The organism is Bacillus sp. DB-2, from assembly GCF_003315125.1.
GTDB lineage: Bacteria > Bacillota > Bacilli > Bacillales > Bacillaceae_G > Bacillus_A > Bacillus_A mycoides.
This window is the reverse complement of the sequence record NZ_QNRN01000010.1, coordinates 107,159-120,215: the sequence shown is the minus strand read 5'-3', so window position 1 is coordinate 120,215 and position 13,057 is coordinate 107,159. Positions and strand designations below refer to the sequence as shown.

Below are 13,057 nucleotides of genomic sequence, written 5' to 3'. Positions count from 1 at the left end.
CAAGAGCAAACATGTTGCAAGTTGAAGAGTAAAGGAAAGAAAAGCGCAAAAGGAATCAAGCAAAGAGGAATAGGGAAAAGCAAGAGCAAACATGTTGCAAGTTAAGGAATTAAGGAGAAGAAACCGCAAAATCTTGTAAATATCTGTTACAATAAATTAAATATAATAGTAGTAAAGATTTTTATGATGAAAACTACTTTGTTGTGATCCATGGTTTAGGGAGGAATATAAAGTGGATAACTTATTACAAATGTTCCGAGATGCATTGCTAATCTCTGAGCCAATTTATAAAACGAACGAGCTATTATGGAATAAGTGGAATGCGTACTTTAAAGATGTTGAAAACAATAATAACAAAGTACTAACCTCACACTATGCTTCTCCATCATTTACTGCATTAGTATCCTGGTTAGAGAAAAAGCAAGAATCCGGAATTACATTAGTACAAATTTATGCGAAGATTGATTCTTATAAGGAAGAAATATATAAGGAAATTGAAGAGTATATAGAAAAAGAATTTCAGAATGTAGCGCATTCAAATTCCATAATATTAGAAAATGATCAAAATATAGATAAGACAAATATAGTGAACCATGAGGATTATTACGAAGTAAATAATTCTGCTGTTTATTATAAACTAAGAGATGGAATTGCAAAGAATCAATTTGAAGAAGATGAAAAAAGTAAAGTCCTACAGTATCCCATTGAAACGAAGTCTTCTAATGGTGTAGCTCAACTTTCTTCACACAAAGACGAGGATTTAAGACTTACAAACACTGAAGAATCAGCTCGATGGAATACCCTTGTTGATGATGTAATGAGTAATATGGATGATTTAACGGCAGACTGTTTAGATGCAATTACAATACAGTGGATAAATGAGGCGAAATCTCCAGATGAATTCATTGATTTTTCATACGAGCAAGTTTTAGAGATGTGCAATATTCCAAAGACAGTCGTCAAAAATAAAGAATATTATCGAGCGGAAGATAAAATTAAAATAGCAAAGAGGATTGCGGCTTTAGCAAGTATTTTTATCTATTTAAATGATGATAATGAGGTCGTAGTACTAAACGATCGTGATGACGAAGGAGAACGAGTAGAATTAAAGCGTGAGGTTATTAAAAGGTTATTTGTTTTAGATTCGGTTGTATTGTGGAGACATAGTGTTACAAACGAATATATGGGGATTGAATCTTGTCGTATTAAGCCAGGTAGTTTTTTAACGAATTATTTATACGGATCAAATAATACAACAGCATTATTGTCTAAAAAGGCCCTTGAATACAATAGTTATAGACATAAATATCATAAAAGGTTAATTCGATACTTAACATGGCAATGGAGAATTAGACAAATGTATTCATCATTGAAAAAGCCCTATTCCATAGGAGGGGACAAGGGGCTACTAGCAGTAATGGATATTCCAAAAGATTGGAAGCCGAATCGTATTAGAGAACAGCTAGAGAATGTTTTAATGGATTTAGAAAATGAAAAAGTAATCTCTCATTGGGAGTATAGTGACCCGCTTGATGAACAACAAATTGGGAAACGTAACTGGTTTAAAAATTATTACGCTAACTTAGGGATAACTATTTTACCACCTGAGGAAATGCTACAGTCAATGGATAGTGGAATAGGAAAGAAATTTATAGAGGAACCACAAGAGCAATTACCTGTAGTGACAGTTGTTGAAGAAGTTAAAGAGAGTGTAGAACCAGTCGAACAAAGAGAGAAGAAAATCCGTGATCAAATATTGAAAGTGCATAATGAAAAACATGTAAGTATTCGAGAAATAGCCGATGAAGTTAGTATTTCTCCGTCGACGCTATCTAGATTTTGTAATCACAAAACAAAACGATTGTCTAAAAAAGCATTAGAAAAGTTAACGAAATGGTGTGAGAGACAAGAAATACTAGAGAAGATGTAAAGTAGATTAAAAACTACTTTTTTATTAAGAAATAGCGAAAATGAAAATACACATACATTATGTATGTGTATTTTATTTAGCATAATAGATGATAGGAACCACCTACTGCATTTTAAAATGACTATTGATATTGTTTTGTGAGAATGAATTCATTTAATATATTAGTTAAAAGGGGGAGTATTGAAAATGAAATTAAATAATTGGGATGAAATTAGTATTGAAAAAAGTACAAGCATTGGTAAAGAAGAAATGGAGTTATTATTACTAGCTGATCCTTCATCAGAAGTAGTTAATGGATACCTTAAACAAGGGGACTGTTTTGTTTTAAAAAAGGATACTATTACTGTGGGGATTATGATTTTAATTCCTACTCGTCCTGAAACAATTGAAATTATAAACATAGCAGTTTCTGAAAAAGAACAGGGAAAAGGATATGGGAAATATTTGCTTGGGTTTGCTATAGACTATGCTAAAAAAGAGAAATATAAAACCATAGAAATAGGGACGGGAAATTCTAGCTTAATGCAATTAGGCCTTTATCAAAAATGTGGGTTTAGAATAACAAATGTGGATAGGGATTTTTTCTTACGCAATTATGAAGATGAAATATATGAAAATGGTATTCAGTGTATAGATATGATTAGGTTAACGCAATATTTATAAGAAAATTAAAAAGTAATCAGATATCAAAAATCGTAACTCTCAGTTGATTGATGAGATGTTACGATTTTTTTGAATAATGAAAGCCTTCTCACATACTTCATTAAAAAATGAAGTATGTGAGAAGGCCTGAATCGAATTGTAAATTCTTTTACTGCAACGTTATTTTTTAGAAAAGGTATATCATTTATATTTTGAATTTAAAAATATTTCAAAATATTTTTTATTATTCAGATAGATGTTTTTCTATTAATTTCAATAAAAAGTAAAAAACGTAAAAATAGTGCAGTTAATAATAATTGAATACTCTTATTAACAAATTGATGAATTATATCTTTCGAATTAAAAGAGGGAAAATTCTTTCTTTTTTTTAGGAAGGGTTTAAAAAAATGCAGATATAACAAGTATCATGTTGTTTTAATTATATGAGAATATACCGTTTTATAGATGAGTGTTTTTATAATAACAAAATTTATTCTATATTGAGAAAGTGAAAAAAAGAAAAAAATTGATTGAATCCCATAAAATAACATGTGAACATTATAGATATAAGAAAACACCTCGAAATTCTAGGGGATTTTTTTTGTAGATTTAAATATGTATCTTATTAGGAGGAATGATAGTATTAATAATTTAGTTTGTTCCATTGTTTAATAATTTACGTGCATCTATGGGCTTTCATAACGCGCAATTATCTATTACTGGTAAGAATTTTGATATTAAATTTCTGGGGAAGTGATAAGTAATGGTCACTGTATTAAATAATGAAATTAAAAAATCATTAGTTGAAAAAATTGTGAATAAAAGTGCGTGTATTGGGTATATTGGTCTGGGATATGTTGGACTACCATCGGCTCTTAAATGTTTAGAAGCAGGTTATGAGGTAAGAGGATTCGATAAAAACTCAGCTAAAATAGAAAAATTAGAATGTGGAACAAGTTATATCAGTGATATACAGGATACCGAAATCCAAGATGCTTTACATACAAATAGGTTTTTTATTAGTACAGAAATGAAATATATAAATGAATGTGATGTTGTTGTTATATGTGTTCCTACTCCTTTAGAAAAAGATAGTAAACAACCAGATTTAACATATATTCATTCAGCAGTTAATGAAATAGTCAAGTACATTAGAAAGGGTACATTAGTCATTCTAGAAAGTACTACTTATCCAGGTACAACAAGAGAAGAGATTTTATATAAATTAGAACATGAAACCAATTTTGAAATTGGTACAGATATTTTTGTAGCATATTCTCCAGAGAGGATTGACCCTGCGAATAAATCATTCTCAATCCAAGATATTATTAAAATTGTAGGTGGAGTTACACCTAATTGTACAGATTGTGCTGCAGCCTTTTACAGTAACCTAATTAATGGGATTCATAAGGTCAGTAGTCCAGAAGTGGCAGAGACAGCGAAGTTATTAGAAAACACTTACCGTTTTATAAATATTGCTTTTATTAATGAAATGACACAAATATGTAATGAATTAAACATTAATATTTGGGAAGTAATTGATGCCTCTGGGACTAAGCCGTTTGGATTTCAAAAATTCTATCCAGGTCCTGGTGTAGGAGGGCATTGTATTCCAATTGATCCTATATATTTTAAGTGGATTGCAAATAATAAAGATTTGGCAACAAGAATGATTGATGTAGCACAAGAGATTAACGAAAACATGCCAAATTATATTATTAAAAGGGCATTACAGTTACTACAAGATGAAGATGGAAAGAATGTTCTTATGATTGGCGTAGCATATAAGAAAAATGTTAATGATGCTAGAGAATCGTCAGCTTTGGATATTATGAATGGTTTAATGCTAGAAGGGTATAACGTCGATTACCATGATCCATTTATTGAGGATCTAATTGTGGACAATCATAATGTGAAAAAATCTATCGATTTAACTATGAATGCATTAAATAAATACCATTTAATTATTGTTCATACGGATCATGATTGTATTAATTTTAATTTGTTCAATGAGGCAAATTGCTTAATTTTAGATACAAGAAACATATTTAAAGATGAATCAATATATAAAAAAAATATTATAAGTTTGTAGGTGATTATATGGTAGAATTTATTCCTTTTTATCGACCAGAAATAAATGAGGAAGATGTTGAGGGAGTTATTCGTGCTCTTAAGTCTGGATGGCTTTCAAAGGGGCCAAAAGTGATAGAGTTTGAAGAGAATTTAAAAGAATATCTAAATACTGAACATGTAGTAAGTTGCAATTCAGGGACTGCGGCGTTACATTTAGCGTTATTGTCTTTGGGGATTGGATTAGAAGATGAAGTAATAGTTCCAAGTTTTACTTTTTGTTCAAGTGTAAACGTTATTATGCATGTAGGTGCAAAACCAGTATTTGTAGACATAGATGAAGAGGATTTATGTCTTGACCTCCATGATGTTAAAAGAAAAATCACTAAAAAAACTAAAGCCATTATTGCAGTTCATTTTGCTGGATACCCAGCCAAATTAAAAGAACTTCAAAAGATATGTAAAGAACACGGCTTATTTCTGATAGAGGATGCGGCTCATGCATTAGGAACTAAGTATGATGATACTTTGATTGGTACACATGGAGATATTATTTGTTTTAGTTTTTATGCTACTAAAAATATAACAACAGGTGAAGGTGGAGCGTTAGTCACTAAAAATGAGGAGATTGCTGAAAAAGCTAGATTATATGGTTGGCATGGCATCACCAAGAATGCATGGAATCGTTATGGCGAAAAAGGAAGTTGGCGTTATGATGTTCTATTACCTGGATTTAAGTATAACATGATGGATCTACAAGCTAGCTTAGGTATTAGTCAGTTAAAAAGAGCTGATAAAATGATTGAAAAACGAAAGAGAATAGCGGAAATATACCAGGAAGAATTAAAAGAAATCCAAGAGTATATAACATTACCTAACTATGTAAACAATCCAAGTATAAAACATGCATGGCATTTATTTGTTATAAAGATTAATCCTAATTCTCCTATCAGTAGAGATCAGATGATTCAAGAAATGAAAAAGAGAAATATTGGGCTGAGTGTTCACTTTATTCCCGTTCATATGCATCCATATTATCAAGAGAGATTTAATGTACATTTACCCAAAACAGAAGAAGTATTTGATCAAATTATTTCATTACCATTGTATAGTGCACTTACAGAAAATGAGGTTGAACATATCGTTACATCTTTAAAAAGTTTATACCAATTAAAGGTAGGGAGGTAAATATTTATGAAGATAGGAGTTATTGGTGGCGGTGGATTTATTGGTAAACATGTTACAAAGGAGTTAATAGCAAGAGGTTATGAAGTAATTATATTTGATAAATTTAAACCAAGTATTGATGTTCCTTTTGAAGAAATTGATATCTTAGATATTGCGACATTAAGAGAAAAGCTTATTAATGTGGATGGGGTCATACATTTAGCTGCATTAGTAGGTGTTGATAATTGCCGTTCAAATGAAGAAGATGTAGTCAGGGTGAATTTTGAAGGCACGAAAAATATTGTAGAAGTTTGTATAGAAAATGGAATAGATAAGTTATTATTTTCTTCTAGTTCCGAGGTGTATGGGGATGGTGTGAGTGTTCCGTTTAAAGAAAATGATGTCAAAATTCCCAAATCAGCTTATGGAAAAGCTAAATTAATGTCAGAAGATTTTTTGAAAGAATATGCTAATAATAGTTTTAAAGTCAGAGTGGTACGTTATTTTAATGTATACGGTTCACAACAAAATGATAACTTTGTGATTTCTAAGTTTTTAAAACAAACTCATAACGGCGAAAATATTACTATTTATGGGGACGGACAGCAAATTAGATGCTTTAGTTATATTAGCGATATTGTTAACGGAACTATATTAGCATTTGAATATGAAGGAGAGAATTTTGCTGATTTTAATATAGGAAATAACAAGCCTATATCTATGGAGGAATTAGCGGGAAAAATCAATGAGTTAATGGGAAACAAAAGTGAAATTGAATTTCTTAATTTAGGAGATGAGGGAGTAAGAGATTCTAACATAGAAATATTTAGAAGAATCCCTTCGATAGAAAAAGCTCAATTATTATTAAACTATCAACCAGTTATTTCATTAAATAAAGGGTTAGAGATAATAATAGAGGAGAAATATGGAAACACAGTATCTATATCCTAAAAACCCCAAAAAAATTAAGTATCCAATATATCCTTCTTTTTGGAGTATATTTGATCATATATATTTTTTGAAAAGTATATATAGATCCAATCATTCTAATCTAAAAGAGAGTTTACAAACTCTCTACCCTAATTCCGAAATTATATTAACTAATAGTGGTTCGTCGGCATTAGTAGCAGGGTTAAAGTATCTAAAGATAAAAAAAGAGGATGAAGTAATTTTATCAAATTTTAATTGTCCTAATGTAATAGAGGCTGTATTAACAGTAGGAGCAAAACCTGTATTAATTGATTTGACTACTGATTACTCACTTTCTCTTAATAAAATAAAAAAATACTCAAATGAAAATACAAGAGCAATTATTCTTACACATGTGTATGGATGTCATGAAGATTTAGAGGTTATTAATTGGGCCAGAGACAATGATATTTATATAATTGATGATGCAGCACAAGCAATGTTCTCTTATCAAAACGAAAAATTAATTGGTAGTTTAGGTGACATTGGAATTTTAAGTTTTGGGGGAACTAAACCCATCCCAAGTATAGGGGGAGGAGCATTACTTCTTAATCGTACGGTAAATGACTTGTGTGATATGGATGAAGAAAAGAAAGAAGAAGTGCTTTTAGATTATAAAAACCACCTGAAAACGCAATTAGCTTTAAGAATTAAGAAGAGTAGGCTACTGAGTTTATTTACTGATTATTGGGAAAAGTCAGGGATTATTCCTTCTTATAATGATAGCAAATTGGATTCTTTGCCAGAGGAAACGGAAGTTATATATCCAAAAACAATGTCCACATTACGCTCATTGCTAATTGATAAACACTTAAAGAGAACGAAAAAGATTTTAGAAATTAATATATGTAATGCCAGTTTGTGTTATACGATGCTGCAATCAATTGAAGAAAAGTACGGGGTAAAGATTATATTTTCAGCTCAGAATGTTTATTTGAACTATTTCACTATTATTTTCAAAGAACCCTCTGATAGATATGAGTGTTCCGTATATTTGGCGGAAAAAGGAATACAAACTTGTTGGAATTATCTACCTTTAGGTGAAATCCCTATCTTTTCCAATTATGCCACAGAGTCAAAAAATATAGAATTTTTATGGTCTAGAGTATTATCAATACCTTTTAAATATCCTTTAAGGAAAAAAGACCTTAAGTATATATGTAGTCAAATTCTAATATATTTAGAGAAAAAGAAGTAAAAGGTGATTATATGGAAATCGAAATATGTACTGATGCCCAATATTGGGATACTTGTATGGAAGAATATAATGGTTCCGTATTCCATTGTTATGAATGGGGAAAATTAATGGAATTATTACCTGGTGTTCAATTTTTTCCAGTATTAATAAAAACAAGGGGTACAGTAGTTTTATCTCCTATATATGTACAGGATGGTAGGGTGCTGGGAAGTTTAATTGGTTATGGAGGCCCTGTAATCATTGGCCAAGATAAAATAGATTTTGCATTTTATGAATCGATAATAAATAGGAAGTTTGAAAATAAAATTCAAAAGCTTTTATTACCTATAACAATAAATCCTTTTCAAAGTTATAGTGATGAAAAGTGGGAGTATAAAGAAACTTATATGTTAGATCTACCAAATAATTTTGAGGATTTATGGACATCGTGTTCAGGAAAAGCTAGGACAAGTGTTAGATATGCCCGTAAACAGAGTGTTGAAATTCGGCCTATAGCCTTAGAAGAATTAGATGAATTTTACAATTTATATCAGGAACATAATAACAGTATAGGAGCGAGTTATTCATTTAGTAGAGAGTTTTTTTATTATTTATTTATAAATTTAAAAGAAAGAATCCTTTTCTTAGGAGCATTCTTAGAAGAAGAACTAATTAGTTCCAGTATATTTATAATGGATAAACAAGTTTTATATTACTGGATTAATATTAATAATATCAAAGGGAAAAATACACAATCTTCATACTTACTACTAAATGTTGCGTTTGAATTAGCAATTCATAATAAATTAAAGTATGCGGATTTAGGCTATTCACATAATAAAGGGATTGCTAGACCTAAGATATACTGGGGAGCAGCTTTGAAAAAATGTTTTTGTTTAAAAGAGAGGATTTAAACTATGATTATTAGTGGCCACCAACCAAGCTATTTACCTTGGTATGGTTTTTTTGAAAAAATTCATAAATCGGATGTGTTTGTATTTCATGATATAGCACAATTTGAAAAGAAAGGTTTTTTAAATAGAAATCGTATTAAAACTTCCCAAGGAGTATCCTGGTTAACGGTTCCGATGCAAATGAAAAATTATAAAGAAATCCCATTGAATAAGTTAAAGATAGATAATACACAAGATTGGGAGAGAAAGCATTGGAAGACAATAAGAATTAATTACTCTAATGCGCCCTATTTCAATGTATACAAGGATTATCTAGAGGGTTTTTATTCAGAAAAATGGGACAATCTTAACAGTCTAAATATGAATTTTATTCATTTTATTATTCGAGAATTAAATATTGATACGGAATTATATTATGCATCAGAGATAGAGGGTATTACAGGGAAAAAAAGTGATTTTGTACTAGAGCTTTGTCAAAAGTTTAATGCCAGTACTTATTATTCTGGAAGTTTAGGTCAAGATTATTTAATAGAAAGTGATTTTGAGCATGAAAATATAGAAATCATGTACCAAAGGATAAGAGAGTATTCTTATCCACAGTTATTTGGTGAGTTTATACCGCATTTATCTATGCTAGATGTTTTGTTAAATTGTGGTCCAGAGGAAACAGAAAAATTAATTAAAGGAGTTTAAAATCATATGAATGTACTAGTATTTGCTGCACACCCGGATGATGAAATTATTGGTGTTGGTGGAACAATAGCAAAACACGTGGAACAAGGTGATGATGTACATGTTGTAATCCTTGCAGAGGGGAAATCTTCGAGATCTAAAGAATACAGAGAACTAGATTTAGAGGTTAAGAGCCTGTCTTATAAAGAAACGGAGGGGGCATGTACTACACTTGGTGTAACAAGTTTTGCGAGGTTAGATTTTCCTGATAATCGTCTTGATACATTGCCATTACTAGATGTTGTAAAAGAAATTGAAGAGCACATTAATAAAATAAACCCTACGATTATTTATACTCAATATGGTGGAGATATAAATATCGATCATACTGTTGTTTATAGAGCAGTGATGACAGCTACACGACCTCTACCAAATAGTAATGTTAAATGGGTGTTTGCATATGAAACCTTATCTTCTACTGAGTGGAATTATAATGAGAAAGATAAGTTTCTTCCTAATTATTTCGTAAATATTGAAGAACATTTGGAGACAAAATTAAATGCGATGAAACATTATGAATCGGAGTTAAGGGAATTTCCTCACCCACGTTCAATAGAAGCAATGAAGCACAATGCTTTTGTATGGGGAGCAAAGTCAGGATATAAAGCGGCTGAAGCATTTATGTTAGTAAGAGGAACATGGTAGGTGAAGAGAATATGCTAATACCACAGGTACCATTCTTTGGATTAGATAGCAAACAAATTGATTTAAAATGGGTTGAACAAGGTTATGGATTAGAAGCAAATATTTTTGATGGAGAATCTTTACATGATAAGTCATATACAACAAAGTTTTCAGATGTACTTTCTTTTGTTCAAACACTTAATCCATCTTTATTAACCTTGCATTTTCCAACTGATAATGCAGACTATTTAAATAGTGAATTTATAAAAAAACAGTTATATGAGTTTATTAATCTTGCTATAAAATATAACGCAGCAGGTATAACAGTTCATGCTAATCAATTTATGAACATAGCAGAATTTCAAAAGTATAATCTTATTGATAATAGAAAAAGAATTATAGAGTTCTTTAAAATGATAGATGAGGAAATAAAAGGAACCAATATATGGATAGGTGTTGAAAACTTACCCATCATTGGAAACTTAGGTGATGACTTTGATCCTATATTTGTATACCCAGAAGATTTTAATGACTTGGTAAATTTAGATTTATCTAATGTTGGAATAACGTGGGATATATGCCATTGGTCTATCACTTATCTTACACGTCTAGGTATTTCTAAATTATTAAGACAAGAGGAAATTGAGTATAAAGACTTTCATAAGTATATAAATTTAATGAATCATATCAAACATTTACATTTTAGTTCTTTTAAACATTTGACGATTCCTTATAGTGAGGTACGCTGCTTTGAGGGAGAAAGTCCGACTAATGGTTCTATTAATGAAAATTTATTACATGAAACTTTATTAAAAGTAAAGAATCAAGTTTCAAGTAGAAATATAGGAATTGTATTCGAAGTACAGGAGACTGATTACACAAATAGAGTGAAATCATGGGAGACTCTTAATTGGTTCCAAAAGAATATTACTGGCATACAAGCAAACTCGAATTTTTTAAAGATATAAAAAGAGTTACTGCTTTAATATCATATCAAGTAATTTAAGTTAGAGATGATTTTAGTAAACCTTTTCTTCTAAATAAGTATGTTAGAAGGGAAGGTTTTACTATTAATGTTTTCTAATAAAAGGGAGGACAAATGAAAAAATTAGCTATTACAAAAAAAATCATTGTAAGTTTTGGAATTCTATTGCTTTTCTTTTTTAGTAATCCATATGGAGAACCAGTAAAAGTAAATGCTATGGTTAATAATAATCTGTATTCTCCTGTGACAGAACAAGTTCGTGCTAGTCGTGCCATTGAACATATACGTTTTCTTTCTGAAAAAATTGGTCCAAGGCCAAGTGGGACTATGCAAGAACATAGAGCAGCTAAATACATTGGAGATACATTGCAGAAATTAGGGTATGAGGTTGAATATCAAGCACTTCCTGTACCTGATCAATATATTGGAAGTATTTCTTTTAGTATGTATGGGGAAAAAGATTGGCAGGTTGGGGCAGCATCTAATGCATTTATATCTAAAAATCCGGTGGTTGGCTCGGTAGTTTTTATAGGAAAAGAGACCAATATTAATAGTTTATCTGAGTCAATCCATGGGAAAATAGTATTATTAGAACAAGCCGATACTATTGAAAAATATAATGAACAGGTTGAGCATGTAGCGATAAAGGGAGCAAAAGGTGTGTTGTTATATAGTACGATTGGGGATAGAGGGAACTATGGAGAAGCTTTTAATCCAATTTTAAAAAAGGAACAATCGATACCTGTATTTGGACTTGCCTATAATCAGGGGATTAGAATGAAAGAAAAGTTATTACATAATCAAAATGTAGTCAGTTTAAAGGCAAAGCAAGAAGTAAATTTGCGCTCATTAAATGTTATTGCGAAAAAAAAGCCTAAACATACGACAGGTGATGAGGAAGTAGCAATAATGAGTGCTCATTATGATAGTGTTATCGGGGCACCTGGAGCAAACGATAATGCTTCTGGAGTAGGGCTTTTATTAGAGTTGGCTTACAATTTTAAGGATATAGAGACTAATAAAGAAATTCAATTTATTGCTTTTGGAGCGGAAGAAAATGAATCTTTAGGAGCTTATCATTATGTTAATCAGTTATCTGCTAAAGACAAAACACGTATTCGAGGAGTGTTTAATGCAGATATGATTGCAACAAGTTATCATCAGGCTAAGGATTTATATGCAATGACGTTAGATGGCTCTCAAAATGAAGTAACAAATACTGCTGTAGCTACTAGTAAAGAATTGAGGAAATCGGTTGTGTTAACTGGAAAGTTTGATTCTAGTGATCATGTACCATTTAATCAAGCTGGAATTCCCTCTGCTTTATTTATATGGATGGATGTAGAGAGTTGGGATCCTCTTATTTATCATGTTGAAAGGGTTTTCCATACACCTCAAGATACCGTTTTAGAGAACATCTCGGCTCAACGTATGCAAGATGCACTGGAGATTATTGGTACGAGTTTATATTATTTTATCAAAAGATAAGTATTTTTATGAATTGGTAGCTTATTTTGCTAAATTTAGATTTTGGTAAAAGTGTTATAAAGCTCTTTACTTGACACTCCCACCCCTAAAGGGGCCAGCTGACTAACGTCAGTGGGATTCTTGCTACCAAAGGCGAAGTCCATTTCTGGTATCGCTGACGTGCAAGATTGCGGTGTGCCATCACCACTCCCACAACAGACCATATAGGTTCGTGGGCTACGGTACTGTGACCATACCATACAGATTATTGGTTCTCAAATGTTTTTACGTCTTTTGCATGACGACTTAATACATTTTACGGAGTAGAAGAATTTGCTACCCCAACCTCATATGTATTCTGTTTTCAGAGAACAGTCGTT

General features: G+C 31.1%; 11 protein-coding genes. All 11 read left to right on the top strand.

Annotation, left to right across the window (positions count from 1 at the left end; all coding sequences use genetic code 11):
• The first annotated feature begins 232 nt into the window (after nucleotides 1–232).
• A complete protein-coding gene (locus tag DET63_RS18055) occupies nucleotides 233–1,930 on the top strand; it encodes a helix-turn-helix domain-containing protein (protein WP_113937385.1) in 1,698 nt (565 codons plus the stop codon).
• A gap of 186 nt (nucleotides 1,931–2,116) precedes the next feature.
• A complete protein-coding gene (locus tag DET63_RS18050) occupies nucleotides 2,117–2,593 on the top strand; it encodes a GNAT family N-acetyltransferase (protein ID WP_113937384.1) in 477 nt (158 codons plus the stop codon).
• A 742-nt stretch (nucleotides 2,594–3,335) separates the two neighbouring features.
• Entirely contained in the window at nucleotides 3,336–4,664 is a 1,329-nt protein-coding gene (locus DET63_RS18045) for a nucleotide sugar dehydrogenase (RefSeq protein ID WP_113937383.1), read from the top strand.
• 8 nt (nucleotides 4,665–4,672) lie between these two features.
• On the top strand, nucleotides 4,673–5,830 hold the full coding sequence (locus DET63_RS18040) for a DegT/DnrJ/EryC1/StrS family aminotransferase (RefSeq protein ID WP_113937382.1): 1,158 nt from the start codon (nucleotides 4,673–4,675) through the stop codon (nucleotides 5,828–5,830).
• Nucleotides 5,831–5,836: 6 nt separating this feature from the next.
• Nucleotides 5,837–6,760, top strand: a complete 924-nt coding sequence (locus DET63_RS18035; protein ID WP_016096897.1) for an NAD-dependent epimerase/dehydratase family protein — start codon at nucleotides 5,837–5,839, stop codon at nucleotides 6,758–6,760.
• Nucleotides 6,735–7,976, top strand: a complete 1,242-nt coding sequence (locus DET63_RS18030) for an aminotransferase class V-fold PLP-dependent enzyme (RefSeq protein ID WP_113937381.1) — start codon at nucleotides 6,735–6,737, stop codon at nucleotides 7,974–7,976. Before DET63_RS18035 ends, DET63_RS18030 begins: the two co-directional genes overlap by 26 nt.
• An 11-nt stretch (nucleotides 7,977–7,987) precedes the next feature.
• On the top strand, nucleotides 7,988–8,869 hold the full coding sequence (locus DET63_RS18025; protein ID WP_113937380.1) for a peptidoglycan bridge formation glycyltransferase FemA/FemB family protein: 882 nt from the start codon (nucleotides 7,988–7,990) through the stop codon (nucleotides 8,867–8,869).
• A 3-nt stretch (nucleotides 8,870–8,872) separates the two neighbouring features.
• On the top strand, nucleotides 8,873–9,562 hold the full coding sequence (locus DET63_RS18020; protein ID WP_085313268.1) for a WbqC family protein: 690 nt from the start codon (nucleotides 8,873–8,875) through the stop codon (nucleotides 9,560–9,562).
• A 6-nt stretch (nucleotides 9,563–9,568) separates the two neighbouring features.
• Nucleotides 9,569–10,246: a PIG-L deacetylase family protein gene (locus DET63_RS18015; RefSeq protein ID WP_002068796.1), complete on the top strand. Its 678-nt coding sequence runs from the start codon at nucleotides 9,569–9,571 to the stop codon at nucleotides 10,244–10,246.
• A gap of 11 nt (nucleotides 10,247–10,257) precedes the next feature.
• Nucleotides 10,258–11,193, top strand: coding sequence for an apurinic/apyrimidinic endonuclease family protein (locus tag DET63_RS18010; protein ID WP_016096893.1), 936 nt, complete (start codon nucleotides 10,258–10,260; stop codon nucleotides 11,191–11,193).
• Nucleotides 11,194–11,324: 131 nt separating this feature from the next.
• Nucleotides 11,325–12,698, top strand: coding sequence for a M28 family metallopeptidase (locus DET63_RS18005; RefSeq protein ID WP_012259914.1), 1,374 nt, complete (start codon nucleotides 11,325–11,327; stop codon nucleotides 12,696–12,698).
• The last annotated feature ends 359 nt before the right edge of the window (nucleotides 12,699–13,057 follow it).

What these genes read in the sequence shown, in the direction of transcription:
- DET63_RS18050 (WP_113937384.1), top strand. Translation starts at nt 2,117, where the DNA reads ATGAAATTAAATAATTGGGATGAAATTAGTATTGAAAAAAGTACAAGC.
- DET63_RS18040 (WP_113937382.1), top strand. Translation starts at nt 4,673, where the DNA reads ATGGTAGAATTTATTCCTTTTTATCGACCAGAAATAAATGAGGAAGAT.
- DET63_RS18010 (WP_016096893.1), top strand. Translation starts at nt 10,258, where the DNA reads ATGCTAATACCACAGGTACCATTCTTTGGATTAGATAGCAAACAAATT.
- DET63_RS18015 (WP_002068796.1), top strand. Translation starts at nt 9,569, where the DNA reads ATGAATGTACTAGTATTTGCTGCACACCCGGATGATGAAATTATTGGT.
- DET63_RS18035 (WP_016096897.1), top strand. Translation starts at nt 5,837, where the DNA reads ATGAAGATAGGAGTTATTGGTGGCGGTGGATTTATTGGTAAACATGTT.
- DET63_RS18020 (WP_085313268.1), top strand. Translation starts at nt 8,873, where the DNA reads ATGATTATTAGTGGCCACCAACCAAGCTATTTACCTTGGTATGGTTTT.
- DET63_RS18005 (WP_012259914.1), top strand. Translation starts at nt 11,325, where the DNA reads ATGAAAAAATTAGCTATTACAAAAAAAATCATTGTAAGTTTTGGAATT.
- DET63_RS18045 (WP_113937383.1), top strand. Translation starts at nt 3,336, where the DNA reads ATGGTCACTGTATTAAATAATGAAATTAAAAAATCATTAGTTGAAAAA.
- DET63_RS18030 (WP_113937381.1), top strand. Translation starts at nt 6,735, where the DNA reads ATGGAAACACAGTATCTATATCCTAAAAACCCCAAAAAAATTAAGTAT.
- DET63_RS18025 (WP_113937380.1), top strand. Translation starts at nt 7,988, where the DNA reads ATGGAAATCGAAATATGTACTGATGCCCAATATTGGGATACTTGTATG.